The 14,314-nt window shown below is 36.6% G+C and carries 13 protein-coding genes, 3 pseudogenes and 1 CRISPR repeat array (1 of these 17 cut by a window edge); of the genes and pseudogenes, 12 read left to right on the plus strand and 4 right to left on the minus strand.

Annotation, left to right across the window (positions count from 1 at the left end):
- Positions 1-14 precede the first annotated feature (14 nt).
- Both MHI02_RS04675 and MHI02_RS04680 read left to right on the plus strand, forming a co-directional pair.
- Positions 15-926: a sensor histidine kinase gene (locus MHI02_RS04675; protein ID WP_047184032.1), complete on the plus strand. Its 912-nt coding sequence runs from the start codon at positions 15-17 to the stop codon at positions 924-926.
- Positions 927-1,071: 145 nt separating this feature from the next.
- A pseudogene (locus MHI02_RS04680) lies at positions 1,072-1,881 on the plus strand (PEP/pyruvate-binding domain-containing protein); the annotation flags it as partial.
- Between the two features lie 315 nt (positions 1,882-2,196).
- Here the strand turns inward: MHI02_RS04680 and MHI02_RS04685 are convergent.
- The gene (locus tag MHI02_RS04685; protein WP_052771790.1) at positions 2,197-3,078 is read right to left on the minus strand and encodes an IS3 family transposase; all 882 of its coding nucleotides are present in this window, start codon (positions 3,076-3,078) and stop codon (positions 2,197-2,199) included.
- The gene (locus MHI02_RS04690) at positions 3,075-3,374 is read right to left on the minus strand and encodes a helix-turn-helix domain-containing protein (RefSeq protein ID WP_052771789.1); all 300 of its coding nucleotides are present in this window, start codon (positions 3,372-3,374) and stop codon (positions 3,075-3,077) included. The genes MHI02_RS04685 and MHI02_RS04690 overlap by 4 nt, the downstream gene beginning before the upstream one ends.
- A gap of 90 nt (positions 3,375-3,464) precedes the next feature.
- Here MHI02_RS04690 and ppsA point away from each other — a divergent pair.
- From ppsA to MHI02_RS18530, 4 genes and pseudogenes are all read left to right on the plus strand, one after another.
- Positions 3,465-5,260: pseudogene (ppsA, locus tag MHI02_RS04695) on the plus strand (phosphoenolpyruvate synthase); the annotation flags it as partial.
- Positions 5,261-5,652: 392 nt separating this feature from the next.
- A complete protein-coding gene (locus tag MHI02_RS04700) occupies positions 5,653-5,847 on the plus strand; it encodes a hypothetical protein (protein WP_060668752.1) in 195 nt (64 codons plus the stop codon).
- A gap of 309 nt (positions 5,848-6,156) precedes the next feature.
- Positions 6,157-6,432, plus strand: a complete 276-nt coding sequence (locus tag MHI02_RS04705) for a hypothetical protein (RefSeq protein WP_060668753.1) — start codon at positions 6,157-6,159, stop codon at positions 6,430-6,432.
- A 162-nt stretch (positions 6,433-6,594) separates the two neighbouring features.
- Positions 6,595-6,900: a TIGR04104 family putative zinc finger protein gene (locus tag MHI02_RS18530; RefSeq protein ID WP_083452578.1), complete on the plus strand. Its 306-nt coding sequence runs from the start codon at positions 6,595-6,597 to the stop codon at positions 6,898-6,900.
- A gap of 167 nt (positions 6,901-7,067) precedes the next feature.
- On the opposite strand, the gene MHI02_RS04710 is transcribed toward MHI02_RS18530, so the two are convergent.
- Positions 7,068-7,151: a YjcZ family sporulation protein gene (locus tag MHI02_RS04710; protein ID WP_379566416.1), complete on the minus strand. Its 84-nt coding sequence runs from the start codon at positions 7,149-7,151 to the stop codon at positions 7,068-7,070.
- Positions 7,152-7,408: 257 nt separating this feature from the next.
- Here MHI02_RS04710 and MHI02_RS04715 point away from each other — a divergent pair, with 257 nt between their 5' ends.
- The 3 genes from MHI02_RS04715 (at position 7,409) to MHI02_RS04725 (ending at position 9,709) form a co-directional block, all read left to right on the plus strand.
- Entirely contained in the window at positions 7,409-8,152 is a 744-nt protein-coding gene (locus MHI02_RS04715) for a hypothetical protein (protein WP_341165695.1), read from the plus strand.
- A gap of 15 nt (positions 8,153-8,167) precedes the next feature.
- The gene (locus tag MHI02_RS04720) at positions 8,168-8,428 is read left to right on the plus strand and encodes a zinc ribbon domain-containing protein (RefSeq protein ID WP_204798326.1); all 261 of its coding nucleotides are present in this window, start codon (positions 8,168-8,170) and stop codon (positions 8,426-8,428) included.
- A gap of 450 nt (positions 8,429-8,878) precedes the next feature.
- On the plus strand, positions 8,879-9,709 hold the full coding sequence (locus MHI02_RS04725) for a DUF1835 domain-containing protein (RefSeq protein WP_204798327.1): 831 nt from the start codon (positions 8,879-8,881) through the stop codon (positions 9,707-9,709).
- Between the two features lie 152 nt (positions 9,710-9,861).
- Here the strand turns inward: MHI02_RS04725 and MHI02_RS04730 are convergent, their stop codons facing one another.
- The gene (locus tag MHI02_RS04730; RefSeq protein ID WP_341165696.1) at positions 9,862-10,776 is read right to left on the minus strand and encodes a class I SAM-dependent methyltransferase; all 915 of its coding nucleotides are present in this window, start codon (positions 10,774-10,776) and stop codon (positions 9,862-9,864) included.
- A gap of 187 nt (positions 10,777-10,963) precedes the next feature.
- On the opposite strand from MHI02_RS04730, the pseudogene MHI02_RS18535 reads away from it, so the two are divergent.
- From MHI02_RS18535 to MHI02_RS04740, 3 genes and pseudogenes are all read left to right on the plus strand, one after another.
- Positions 10,964-11,047, plus strand: a pseudogene (locus MHI02_RS18535) (hypothetical protein); the annotation flags it as partial.
- A 147-nt stretch (positions 11,048-11,194) separates the two neighbouring features.
- Positions 11,195-12,076, plus strand: a complete 882-nt coding sequence (locus MHI02_RS04735) for a helix-turn-helix domain-containing protein (protein ID WP_341166100.1) — start codon at positions 11,195-11,197, stop codon at positions 12,074-12,076.
- A 661-nt stretch (positions 12,077-12,737) separates the two neighbouring features.
- Positions 12,738-13,715 (plus strand): tRNA dihydrouridine synthase, encoded by a 978-nt coding sequence (locus MHI02_RS04740; RefSeq protein ID WP_060669332.1) that lies wholly within the window; start codon positions 12,738-12,740, stop codon positions 13,713-13,715.
- 434 nt (positions 13,716-14,149) lie between these two features.
- A CRISPR array of direct repeats spans positions 14,150-14,314; the repeat unit is 32 nt; unit sequence ATTTCAATCCACGCACCCATATAGAGTGCGAC (it continues 1,793 nt past the right edge of the window).

Consider the following 14,314-nt stretch of genomic DNA (forward strand, 5'->3'; position numbering starts at 1 on the left):
AGCGGGTGGGAACCATGTTTTATGTAGTCATATTCATATTCTTAATAACAGTTTTTTTACTCACTCGCTTATTTGCTTTAAAAAAAGAAGTGAAAAACATAAGTAAGCAGTTAAAAATCTATAATGATCGAAAAACTAACAAAAAAATACATATGGCTCTTTTGGATAAAGATGTGGAAAGTCTAGGGTTGGAAATTAATAAACTTATTGATTTATACATGTCTGAGAATAGAAAGAGAGTCAGATTTGAAAGGGAACAGAAACAAGCAATTGCTAATATATCCCATGACTTGAGAACTCCATTAACTTCTATTTTAGGATATATTCAGATGGCTGAGGAAGATGATGTTACAGCTGCTGAGAGAAAAGAATTATTATCTATTGCAAACAAACGAGCAAAAAGGCTGGAGATGTTGTTAAAGGACTTTTTTGAGTTGAGTATTATCGAGTCTACAGATCATCAACTAAAGTCTGAACGAATCAATCTGAGGAGCATAACAATAGATGTCTTGATGAGTTTTTATGACCGTTTTTATGAGAGGAATATGGAACCCACCATTCACATACCTGAAAGCGATGTATTTATAATGGCTGATGAGTCAGCAGTTACGAGAGTCATTGAAAATCTAATTTCCAACGCCATTTCTCACTCAGATGGAAATATTATTATAAGTCTTGAGGAACGAGATTTTATGGTTGCACTAGTTGTAAAAAATGATGCACATTCCTTGACTGAACAGGATGTGGACTTCATGTTCGACCGGTTTTATAGGGCAGATCAATCACGTTCTGGCAAAAGTACTGGACTAGGCTTGTCGATTGTGAAGAGCTTTATGGAAAAAATGAATGGAACAATTATGGGACAGTTAAGTGATGGACAATTATCTATCGTTTGTGAATGGAATTCGGTGGTAATTAAAGATTAAAATGAACCGGTGAATCAGCTTATGTTGTGTTAAGTTAATCTTTCCCTAATTAAATTATAGCATATAAAAAATAGCAAATATAGACTATTTATTTTCATTCCCTACTGTTAGAATCAACAATACATTAATGGATAGGGGAGATTGGATGAGTTCTTTGGTTCTCGGTTTAAAGGAAATAGAAAATTCACAGCTTTTGCTTGTTGGAGGAAAGGCGTTAAATTTAAGGAAGTTATCCAAAATCCAGGGAATTCAGGTACCGGAAGGATTTTGTGTTACGTCAGAGGTTTATCAAAAAGTCCTCAAACATAACGTAGACTTCCACGCATTGTTGGATCAACTAAATCTAGTAAAAGCAGAGGAACGTGACAAAATTAGTGTCATCTGTCAGAGGATTCGACAAACTATTATGGAAGTAGAAATTCCTTCCGATGTTGTGAAAGCAGTTGACCATTATCTCTCCAGGTTTGGTGAGGAACAGGCTTATGCAGTGCGTTCTAGTGCAACTGCTGAAGATCTACCATATGCCTCTTTTGCTGGCCAACAAGACACCTATTTAAATATCATCGGTAAAAATGAAATTTTACAACATATCAGTAAATGCTGGGCTTCTCTATTTACTGATCGTGCAGTGATTTATCGTATGCAAAACGGATTTGACCACAGACAAGTATATTTATCTGTTATTGTTCAACGGATGGTGTTTCCACAGGCTTCAGGAATTTTATTCACTGCTGATCCGATTACCCATAACCGAAAGATACTATCAATCGATGCCAGTTTTGGACTTGGAGAAGCACTAGTCTCAGGTTTGGTCACTGCTGATTGTTATAAAGTTAAAGCAAATAGAATTATTGATAAGAGGATAGCAACTAAAGAATTAGCTACCTATGGACGAAAAGAAGGAGGAACGAAGACCGAGCAGATCGATCCGGATAAGCAAAGGTCTCAAACACTTTACACCTGCTTCTGTCAAGTAGACAGTACCAAAGTGTCTCAAAAAACTTTTCACAATACCTTTGTTTCCGATAGTTTGAGCTATGATCATATACGCCACCCTTGCCAGGCATTTGGGTTCGTGGTGGTGAATAAAGTGGCGAATCGGGAAAAATAAAGCTATTAAAGCTCCCTATTCGCACACAGAGCGTACCACGAACCATCTCTTCTAAGTTCTCGCTGGTCGGGGGCCCCTATCCCCAACACACCGAATCACTAAGAAGAGGCATGCCAGGCAAGGGCAAGCAGCTCCGCTGTGGTTCCCTGCGGTGCATTTTTAGCTTGCGTAACGCTTGATATATTTTACAGGACTCGTTTGTAATTTTGTGTTGATTCGATTATGATTAAAGTAATGGATATATTGGTTTGCCGCATTTTGAACTTCGAATACAGTCTCTGTGTTTTCAAAAAAACATTCTATTTCACACTTGTAATGACTAAAGAAGTTTTCAATGCATGCGTTGTCCCAGCAGTTGCCTCTGCGGGACATGGATGGGGTGAGGCCCATCTCTTTGACACGCATTTGATAACCAGCGTTTGTGAACTGTGTGCCTTGATCACTATGTAAAATGGCACCTTTCACAAACTTTTTTTCTTTTAAACGATCTAACGCTTCGTATACAAGCTCTATATCCTGACGTTGACTAATAGAATACGCCACAATCTCGTCATGAAATAAATCTTTAATCGCACACAAATAAAGATTCTTGTTTGGCCCCTCTATCACTGGTAAATAGGTAATATCAATCGCAAACTTCATTCCGGGTTTCTTTGCTTGAAAGTTTCGATTTAATATATTCGGTACTTTTTTATTTATCTCGTTACGCTTAACAAAGCGCCTTTGGCGGATCTTACAACGAATACCATATTTCCGCATGATTTTAGAGACACGCATCTCTCCAACCTCAATGTCATATTCCTCCTTTAATGCCATTTTCATTCTTTTTCTTCCCAATGTACCACGGTGTTTATGATGTAATTGGATGATATAGTTGTATAATTCTTCGTCCTTTTGTGCCTGCACACTACCCCCTCCACGTTTTTTCCATTTGTAATAACCAGATCGTGATACATCAGTCAGTTGCACTAACATCGTAACAGGATAATCTTTCTCATTTGCTTCTATAAAGGCAAATTGTACCTCTTTCTGCTTTCTCACATCCTTTCCAGCTCCAAAAGCTTTTTTAAATATTCGATTTGTAATGCTTGTCGTTCGATAAGCTCATCTTTGGTTTCCTCTTCTTTTCGTTTCTGTTTACCTATGCTTTTCATACCTCTTGTATCTTTTAACGCTTCATAACCTCCTTCACGTACCTTATTAACCCACCGATTCGCTACTCGAGGTGCACTAATGTTATATTCCTTTATCAAATCTCGGATTGCATACCCCTCAAAATACTTTTCAACCACTTTTTTCTTTAATTCATAACTGTATCTTTTTAGTTGTCTTGTCATATTCATCCCCTATTTTCTATCTAATTCTATATATAAGATTATCAAATGAATAGGACACTTTCTAAAATTGTCTACTTTATAGATACAATATCACTTACTAACGGACAGATTTTACAATTGGCACGCATCGGAAGACAGATCGAGGCTTATTTTGGTTTTCCACAAGATATCGAATGATCTTTGGTCGATGGCACATTTTTTATTGTTCAGAGTCGCCCAATCACAAGGCTTTTCCCTATCCCTGAAACGAATGATGATGAAAAACGTGTTTACGTATCTGTCGGTCATCAACAAATGATGACTGACCCCATGAAGCCGTTGGGATTATCTTTTTGGCTATTAACAACTCCTGCGCCAATGCGTAAAGCTGGTGGAAGGTTGTTTGTTGATGTTACAGATCAGCTTGCTTCCCCTGTCAGTAGAAACATGTTATTAAATGGCATGGGACAGCATGATCCGCTTATGAAAGACGCACTCATGAACATCATTGAACGGGAAAACTTTATAAAATGGTTACCAAATGATCATAAAGCACCGAGTCCCACAAGAGGCAATATAGATATGCAGGCACAAATCGAAAACAATCCATCTATCGTGTCTGATTTGATTAAGCATAGTCAAGAATCGATAAAACAGTTAAAACAGAACATCCGAACGAAGTCAGGAACAAATTTATTTGATTTTATTCTTGAGGATATTCAGGAATTAAAGAAGTTGTTGTTTGACCCACAAAGTTCAGCGGTATTTATGGCAGCTATGAATGCTTCAACATGGATAAATGAAAAAATGAACGAATGGTTAGGGGAAAAAATGCAGCGGACACACTTTCTCAATCTGTACCAAATAATATTACTTCGGAAATGGGTCTAGCACTATTGGATGTCGCAGATGTAATTCGTCCTTATCCAGAATTAATAGCTTATTTACAGGGTGTAAAAAATGATAACTTTTTGGATGAGCTGGTAAAGTTTGAAGGTGGACAGGAAGCCCAAGATGCGATAACAGCTTACCTGAACAAATACGGAATGCGATGTGTCGGCGAAATCGATATGACGAAAACCCGTTGGAGCGAAAAACCAATTACACTTATCTCCATGATTCTTAGTAATATCAAAAACTTTGAGCCTAATGCCAGCAAACGGAAATTTGAGCAAGGGCGACAAGAGGCTTTGAAAAAGGAACAAGAGTTATTAGACCAATTGAAACAATTACCGGATGGTGAACAAAAAGCGACAGAAACAAAGCGGATGATTGACCTCATCCGGAATTTCATCGGATATCGTGAATATCCGAAATACGGTATGATTAGTCGTTACTTTGTTTATAAGCAGGCATTACTGAAAGAAGCCGAACAACTCGTACAAGCGGACATTATTCATGAAAAAGAAGATATATACTATCTCACTTTTGAAGAACTTCATGAAGTCGTACGCACGAATAAACTGGATTACCAGATCATCAACAAGCGAAAAGACGATTACAAATTATATGAAAAACTAACTCCTCCGCGTGTGATCACCTCTGATGGTGAAATCATTACAGGTAAGTATAAACGAGAAAATCTCCCAGACGAAGCAAAAGTGGGTCTACCTGTCTCTTCAGGAGTTATAGAGGAACGTGCTCGAGTCATCTTAAACATGGAAGAAGCTGATTTAGAAGAGGGAGATATATTAGTTACTGCCTTTACTGACCCTAGCTGGACACCATTGTTTGTATCGATAAAAGGTCTCGTCACTGAGGTTGGCGGACTGATGACCCACGGAGCAGTTATTGCACGCGAATATGGCTTACCTGCAGTTGTTGGCGTGGAAAATGCTACAAAACAGATAAAAGATGGGCAACGAATTCTTGTGAATGGAACAGAAGGGTATATCAAAATATTGTAATTGCTTAATAAGACCAGATTTAGAAAACCAATCAAGATTTTAGGCTGAATCCTATATATAAGGGTTCAGCCCTTTTTATTGGTTCAATATTTTTTTCAATTCTTGACCAGCCCAGATATAGTGAAACTTTACTTTTCCCAATCCGTAGTAACATATAATGGCAAAGTAATAGGATAAAGGATTACCAAATAGCGGAATAAAATAATGCTTTCAATCATTGTGGATGATCTAAATAAATATAATGTGGGATAATGTCTCACTAAAAATGAGTTATCAATCTGTTGGGCAGTTGTTGAATAAGGATAACTCAAGAATTTAAAGGGGGATTAGTTGTATGAACCTCAACAGAAATTGGGGAATATGTTTTTGGATATAAAAAGGCAAAAAAAGATATGGTAATTGAGAATTTAAAAATTGTTATAAATGATGGTGAAACGGTCTTAAATGAAAGTGAATACAAAGGTGCAACTGTTAAGTTTCCATCTAAATGCTCAGGTTGTGCGATTACGGATACAGACACACCTATCCAAGTGACGATAGAATGGGGGAAAGGAAAAGAAGAAACTTTTTCAATGGAGTCGAAATAGTTTTTTGCTCAACTATTAGGCGCAATGGATGGACAGGGGGTTGTCGAGTTTACTTGTTGTGTTAAGTGCAGTATTGTTCTAGTCATGAAACGTTTTTTTAGGTTCAATTGTACTTAATGTGATGGACAGTGAAGGTAGGGTTGAAAAGAAAGAGTGAGAGTGGAGGGCGTTGTAGTTTGGTACTTTTAGGTTTTATCGTAATAGTTATGACTCTTTTATCAATAGAAGGGCAGCTTAGAAAACGATATAAACAACAACAAGAAATAATTGAATTACTAAAGCAAATAAAAGAAAAGGATTGATTTATTTTTGAAAATTAACAAGACGACTATTGTTTTCCATACTGTTTTTAGTGGAATTATTGCACTTTTTGTATCTACATTTTTCGCTTCTGGAACAATTGCGGAGAATTATACGGATGACACATTTGTAGCTCCATTCTTCTTCTTTGTTTTAGCAATATGGTTAGTTGGTGTGCTGTTTCTCTTTCTCTTTCCTAGAAAATTTCATACATCCATTAATATCATGTGGTTATCCATACCATTAGGAATAGTAATTGCATTTCCAATAGAAGCGTTGTTATAAGTTGTAGGTTATGTTGTGAAAAAAAGCGTGCTAAAACTAAAGGGGACGTTACTTTGAAAACGGCAGCATATATTAGAGAATTAAAAAGGAGAGCAAGTTACTGCCTCCCTAACAATTGCAAATTAATAAAGGCAGAATATGGTCAATGGGGAAAATTAGAAAGTGAAATTGAGGTGTTATGTTTTGCAAAGTTGTGAGAACTGTAATGCAGAATTTAGCTGGAGTAGAATCTATAAATCTTTGTTTTGGAATTATAAACCTATTAAATGTAACGAATGCAATACGATACATAAGATAACGATTCCTAGTAGGTTCATTTTTGTCTCTTTCACTATTCTTCCAATGCTAATCTTTGGTCACTTCCTGTCCCCTTTTAGCAATATTATTGTGACACTTGGTATAGCTTTTTTTATTTTTATAATCGGCTCTTTGTTTACCCCTTTTTTAGTTACGTATAAAGAGTCCTAGCGACCTAATGTACTCGAGTAATTGGTGCATATATTTATAGGATTGATTAGTAAGAATAGTGAGTTGTGATTATAAATAGAAGATGAAAGATATATTGCCACTCAGGGTTCTAAAACGATGAAAAAATAAATAAGGTGAGAAGTGCGATAAACACTTCTCTTTAAGGATTAATATCCACCCCCAACATATGAAGCACCAACAATGATAAGCAGGATGAAAAGTACAACGATCAATGCAAATCCTGCTCCCATACCATATCCGCCACCTTCGTAGCCCATAGAACCCCCTCCTTCCTGTGAATATATAATAGTTTATGAATCAACTATATGATTCGACATGGACAAGCGTGGAATTTAGCAACAATGGAATTTAGCAACAATGGAATTTTCGTCTATGACGTATTACATCTGCTTTAGCAGGTGGTCGTTTAAGATTCCTGCTACAAAAGCTGTTGGAGTTTCTAGTTTACGAACTTGGCAGAACGCCCCTTATTTTAATGAGGGGATGAATGCCAAGTTTATTTTTTGAACAACTTTGTTATCCAAGGCCTTTTAGGTTGATAACCGAACGTGTGTTTGGTAAAATTTCCCATATGGAGGTGAAAATATGGCTACGACGCGCAAAAAAAGCTGTTTCTGATTATAAAAAGGGGAGAGCAGCGACGATTCCTGTTTTTAAAGAATCACTTGGCGTGAAAATAAATAATCAAAATTGGAATTCCATAGAGAAAAACGGAAGATGGTACATTGCCTTTACCTCAAATATGGGGAAAAAGGCACTGCCAGTAGTAGAAACAAAAGATGTACAAACGTTTTTTTCATTTTTAACGCAAAAAAGGAAAGGATTTCGTGGAACCATGGAATTGTTACGTAAAGGGAAACATTGGTATGTGGCGATTCCAATACAAATAAGTTCAGAACTAGACTTTGGAAAGAAACATAAACGCATCTTTGAAAACTATACATCTATTGGTGTGGACTTAGGGTTGCGACATATTGCGGTCGTCTCTGAGCTTCTTAGTGGTAGAAGACAATTTTTCTCTGGTAAAGAAGTCGGTTATATGCGACGTCATTTTCGTTCCCTACGACGTTCGTTAGGTAAAGCAAAGGCGCTGCGCGTCATGAAACGTATAGGTAAAAAAGAAAGACAGTGGATGAAAGATTATAACCGAAAACTAGCCAAAGATATAGTAGATCTCTCTCTACAATTTGATAACCCAATCATAAAAATGGAAGCATTAGACGATATTTGAAAAACATGTCGTAGCATGAAGAGAGCAGATAAAACCATTCATTCGTGGTCTTTCTATCAATTAAAACAGTTCATCAAAGAAAAGGCTTCAAAATACAATATCCCAGTTGTAGATATTAACCCTTATCAAACAGGCCAAATTTGCGGATGTTGCGGTCATGCAGAAAGGAAAAATCGCAATGGTATTAAATTCCACTGCGTAAAATGTAATTATACGTGTCATGCTGATTTGAATGCTGCAAATAATATTGCACGTAGCACAAGCTTGGCGGGGTAACACGGAACAGTCGTGAGATAGGTTCGTGTTATAGACCAAGTGCCTAGTTGGTACAATCCAACCTAGGAGCCCCAAGTGGCATGGGGTATGGCGGTCATGTTGGAAGGTGGGTCAGAAATGGAACAACATGGGATTGTCGTGAGACAAGCTCCCACCCTAGTGAACCGCTTCCGCCTCCTTTTAAGAGGTTTCCACTTTGGAAGCTCGGTATTTTAATGCCGAGAGGATGTCACAGAATCAGAGGTGAATGCTGAGTTGGAAAAAGGATATACGGATTTCATACAAGGAGATACAAAATCAGTTGCAAAGGCTTTTTCGGAAATTCGGCGTGATCATGGTATTTGAGATACAATGTAGTATTAACTAAACAATTGAATGGAATTAAAAAGGCCATACCAAGTTTAGATAAACTGGGGCGATTCCGAATGGTCAAAAAGGAGAAAATAAAGGATGATACATATTCTATCGAGTGCATCAGCTTCAGGTTGTTTGAAAGCTGCGTTAAAAGAAATGGGTCTTGATAAAAAGGAAAGGATCATTTCTTTTTGGGACACTTTCTCTGTTGGTCCAGTCTGGAAGTTGCATGAGGAAGCTGGAGTTAAATTCAGATTTGGTTGGATGGAGAAGTGTATGAGTGAAGAGTTTGGTGAATATGCCGATTATACTCACTGCTTTGAAAAGGCAATGAATCGAATTAACTCTATACCTGAAGGAGTTCATGTAACCATTTGGGCATCTAATAACGCACATGAACAGACAGGACTACGATTTATTATGCATCTTTTAAAGGAAAAAAATATTGACATCACTATTATTAACACAACAAAAGCATATGAAGAGCTTTTTAGGGTGAAAAAAGCTAAATATACGCTACTCCACACAGGTGAAATTCCTCCTGAGAAGCTACAGGTTATTTATGAACAGGATTATGGGAAGCTTCTTACAGATCATGATAGAGAGGACTTAGAAAATGAATGGTTAGCCCTTTCAGAAAGTCAAGAAACATTAAGAATTTGGAGAAATGGAAGGATACAGAGTGTTTCTGAAGACTATTATGATGGAATTATTATAAAGAAAGTTAAAAAGCTGCATGGTAAACAAGTGACAAAGGAATTTATAAAATCAGCAAGGGTAATCGGTGAGGTACTGGGGCATTTAGACCAATACATAGGGGATACGTTTCTCGAATATCGAATTAGAAAGCTGATTGAAGCTGGAGTATTTGAGTCGAAAGGTAGTCTTGAACAGATGCGTTTTTATAGTGTGAGGTTAAAAGGTTGAAATAAAATTGGGAAAAGGTAACCTGTTGCTTTCCTTACGTACTAACATAAACAGGTGTGAATGGTTAGTTCGGATCGAAACTAGAATTTCCATTAGTAATAAAAAAGCCGTCCGGACTTTAACGATTAAGTGGACGGCAGCTTTACGATAAGTTATTTCTTTACAGCATGTATATAATGAATCGTTTCAAAGGCAGAAAGGTAGTCGCTTCGATTGGCGAAGTATGTTTTATCAATTTCGCTTGGCGATAAATGTTCATAAATAAGTAATCCTGCTCTTTCTAACATATTTTCAACTTCATTATATGAAAAACCAGACTTCATTGGTTCCCCACTTGCTGATGCCATTTTTACCATGTTTGAAACCCTATTTGATTTTCCGTTCACATTAAATAGGGTTTCATCAGCATAATCAAAAACGATAGAACTACCTATTGGAACTTCAGCAAATAAGTTTTTCAGTAATCTTGAGTTTTCCTCTTTCGTTAAATAATAGGAAACTCCTAAAAGACTAAAGAATGTTTTATGGTTGCTAAAACCCTTATTTATTAGATTTCGGTAAGTAAATTCTTTGGTGAAGTCCATCGAAATAAAATGGAGATTGTGTGGTATTTCTAAATGAGCGTTTGACAATCGTTTTATCTTAAATGCTTGTGTCGCTGGATGATCGATTTCAAATATTTCGATGCTATTTTTCAGTTCTGGGTGACGAAAACAAAAGGTATCTAGTCCAGCTCCAAGTATAACGTATTGTTTCACCCCTAACTTAATTTCATGAAGCAACACTTTCTCACAAAATGCAGCGCGTGCTAAAGGGGTTGGTGAAAGTTGGACTTGTGTGATCCATTTTAATATTTCATCCTTATCTCCATTTAAAAGTTGTGCTTTTTCTTTGTTGAAGAATCCTATCCCTTGAACCATATTCGTTTTAATGTCATCAAACTCTTTTTGCGTTATTAAATCGTTAGCGATATGGTCGTTAAAGATCTTTGGTGTATCAAATTGACTATGATATGCACGACCAAAAGCAGATATTAATGAAGTTAAACTGGACTTATCTTGTTTCATGCAAGTGTCCTCCTTCAATAGAAAAATGAGATTCCCCTGGCCAGGAGAATCTCATTATAATTCAATCTATATATTTCGTCAATTATAGCATAGAATAATTATTTTGTCAAATATTTTATACCAAATCTACCTCTGAATCAATTTCCTAAACTAAAGAAGAAATGTTGGACAGCATTAATGGGCAAGAGGTTATTTCTGTGTAACAGTTGGAACAGTAAATAAGGAAAGGATAAGAAATTATATTGCAAGACAATTCTATCATAGCCTATAAAAAAGAAATGTATCTTTTTATGTCGATATATATATCATTTGGCGTCCGGTTAAGATTCATCCTAATTAAAAATTAAATATCCGCAAGAATAATCAAAAAATCTCCTTTTGATATTTGATATTCTATTAATGAAGGGAGGAAGCAGTCATTCAATATGAAGGGATAATTAATAAAACGATAAACTATATTGAAGAACATCTGCATGAATCACTAACGATGGATGATATAGCGGAGCAAGCAGGCTTCTCTAAATTTCATTTCCATCGAATTTTCCGTACAGCAGTTGGCATGTCTATAACCGAGTATGTTCGGATGAGACGTTTGGCAAATGCTTCAACGGCTTTACTCTATACGAATAAAAGGATTCTTGATATTGCATTTTATTATCATTTTGAGTCCCAGGAAGCTTTCACAAGGGCATTCAAAAAATATTATCATTTGCCACCTGGACAATATCGAAGGTTAATGTCAGGTATGCTAAAAAATAAGGAGGAATCTTATATGGAGAAACAAGTAAAAGGTTGGTTTTTAAGTGGCTCAGATCTATTTAATTATGAAATGGGGATTGATCGTGCGGTAGTTCATCAGGGGAAGGCATCAGGTTATTTAAAGTCTAAAACCGTGCTTGATTCCGCAAACTTTGCCACGATGATGCAGCAATTTAAAGCAGACAAGTTTATTGGGAAGCGAATCAGACTTTCTTGTTTTTTAAAGACAAAAGACGTAGAGTACTTTTCTAGTATGTGGATGAGAGTGGATAATGCTTTTGATGATGTATTACAGTTCGACAACATGAGCAATCGCCCAATCAAAGGGGATACGAACTGGAACCGTTACTCTATTGTTTTAGATGTTCCTTCAGGCAGTTCTACTATATCATTTGGTATTATTTTATCGGGTCGTGGTCACGTGTGGGTAGATCAGTTTACATTTGAAGAAGTGGGTAAAGATGTGGAAACAACAAATTTGGAGATACAATCGGAATTATTGGATGAACCATTAAACTTGTCTTTTGAAGAGGAAATCTAAATTATTGATCTCTGGGGGAGTGAAGCGTGGTGGAGATATAAAAGGATGCAATTACATTATTTGTTCAATTTGTAAATGGGGATCTACCATTATTTTTCCTATATTCCTTAATAGCTCTTCCGTTTCTTTTGTTGATTTCAGAGATTATCATACGTAAAGTGGAAGTAAATGTTGCTGAGAATAGAACGGTGTGAGAAATAATACCAGGTATTCTTCTAATCAAAAGTCAATCAAAATTTCGACTGGGTCCAGTAGTGATTCAGTCTGTTTTCTTTTGTTCAATAGTCTTCCAATCCCTATATCGATAAAGTTTTTCAAGGTGCTTTCCCTCTTTCTATTTTTTCATTTTTCTCCCAATAAGTTCCCTCAATCATTTTTTGAACTAAACATGATATTAATGAAATTGGAGTAATATATGGTGAACGCTGTGCTAATAGAAAGTGTACAAGGAAGATCTTAAAATGGTTCTTTTTCCGTGTACTATTATATTATGTTAATTAAAATAAACTTTTCCGATTCATATCCAGTTTTTATGAACAATCCATTGATAAAAAGTGCCTAAGCATGGTATAAGTGTAAAGGAAGCAGGGACATTTTGCTTTTTAATTTTGGGATAAGGTTTGGACAGGCTATCCCATTATGAAAGGATTTTGATTGGATTATGACTGATAATTTTTGGCGTGATTTACCACGACCGTTTTTTATATTGGCACCAATGGAAGATGTGACGGATGTTGTTTTTCGTCATGTAGTAAGTGAAGCAGCCAGACCTGATGTGTTTTTTACAGAATTTACAAACACGGAGAGTTATTGCCACCCAGAGGGAATATATAGTGTGCGTGGGCGCTTGACCTTTACAGAGGATGAACAACCAATTGTAGCTCATATATGGGGAGATAAGCCTGAACACTTTCGACAAATGAGTATTGGAATGGCTGAAATGGGTTATCAGGGCGTAGATATTAATATGGGATGCCCTGTACCTAATGTGGCAACAAAGGGAAAGGGAAGTGGCCTTATTCGTCGTCCAGAAGTTGCAGCGGAGTTAATTCAAGCAGCAAAAGCAGGAGGATTGCCTGTTAGTGTAAAGACAAGGCTCGGTTACACGAATATAGAAGAATGGCGCGACTGGCTGACACATGTATTCGAACAAGATATTGCAAATCTTTCCATTCATCTGCGTACTAGAAAAGAAATGAGTAAAGTAGATGCTCATTGGGAGTTAATCTCAGAAATTAAGAAACTTCGTGATGAGGTAGCTCCAGATACACTTTTGACAATTAATGGAGATATTCCTGACCGTCAAACGGGTTTGAAGCTCGTTCAAGAATTTGGAGTGGATGGCGTGATGATTGGTCGTGGTATTTTTAAAAATCCATTTGCTTTTGAAAAGGAGCCAAGAGAGCACAGTAGTGAGGAATTACTGGATCTCTTAAGGTTGCATCTGGATCTTTTTGATAAATATTCAAAATTAGAACCACGTTCCTTCAAACCTCTTCGCCGCTTTTTTAAGATATATGTTCGCGGGATACGAGGAGCGGGTGAATTAAGAAATCAATTAATGAGCACAGAGACAACGGATGAAGTGCGTGCATTGCTTGATAACTTTGAAGGAAGGAATGTTGAGACGAGGGAATAGTACTGTTCAAATTTAAGGTAAGAAAGTTAGAGGTTAATTAAGTAGTTAATTGGCTGATGTGAATGCGGTAATGAAATGGACCCATTACATCGGTCAATTTTTGCTATATATGTTTATTGGCTTAGTATATTAGGTTATGAATCCACGATAAAAGTAATCAAATAGGTGAATATTATTTCTTCAACTTTTAACCTTTGATGAAGGATAATATGCTTTTAGTTATCTCTTATATCCCGAGTTACACGAGGTTTTTATAATGAAAATATACTGTCTGTAGGATGAATGTTGTGAAAAGGAATATCAAATACCAAAGGCCACTAAAAAAGTGTTAGGTAGTTTTTAAAGGAAGACACTTTTTAGTGGCCTCAGTATACCATTGACGTTTTTTGAAAAATCATATTTATCTATCGATACGTTGCTATCGGGCACACGCCATTTCAATCCACGCACTCATAAAGAGTGCGACCCGCTTTGTGGTAGAACTTCTCATGCTTGATGAATTTCAATCCACGCACCCATATAGAGTGCGACCATATTCGACCAACCTTGCTTAACATTAGAAACGAATTTCAATCCACGCACCCATATAGAGTGCGACA

The organism is Oceanobacillus sp. FSL K6-0118 (genome assembly GCF_038006665.1).
GTDB classification, from domain to species: domain Bacteria; phylum Bacillota; class Bacilli; order Bacillales; family Amphibacillaceae; genus Oceanobacillus; species Oceanobacillus caeni.

Coding starts and splice junctions, on each gene's coding strand:
- MHI02_RS04725 (WP_204798327.1), top strand. CDS start 8,879: ATGATACATATTCTATCGAGTGCATCAGCTTCAGGTTGTTTGAAAGCT.
- MHI02_RS04740 (WP_060669332.1), top strand. CDS start 12,738: ATGACTGATAATTTTTGGCGTGATTTACCACGACCGTTTTTTATATTG.
- MHI02_RS04730 (WP_341165696.1), bottom strand. CDS start 10,776: ATGAAACAAGATAAGTCCAGTTTAACTTCATTAATATCTGCTTTTGGT.
- MHI02_RS04720 (WP_204798326.1), top strand. CDS start 8,168: ATGAAGAGAGCAGATAAAACCATTCATTCGTGGTCTTTCTATCAATTA.
- MHI02_RS04675 (WP_047184032.1), top strand. CDS start 15: ATGTTTTATGTAGTCATATTCATATTCTTAATAACAGTTTTTTTACTC.
- MHI02_RS04715 (WP_341165695.1), top strand. CDS start 7,409: ATGCCAAGTTTATTTTTTGAACAACTTTGTTATCCAAGGCCTTTTAGG.
- MHI02_RS04690 (WP_052771789.1), bottom strand. CDS start 3,374: ATGACAAGACAACTAAAAAGATACAGTTATGAATTAAAGAAAAAAGTG.
- MHI02_RS04710 (WP_379566416.1), bottom strand. CDS start 7,151: ATGGGAGCAGGATTTGCATTGATCGTTGTACTTTTCATCCTGCTTATC.
- MHI02_RS04700 (WP_060668752.1), top strand. CDS start 5,653: ATGGTAATTGAGAATTTAAAAATTGTTATAAATGATGGTGAAACGGTC.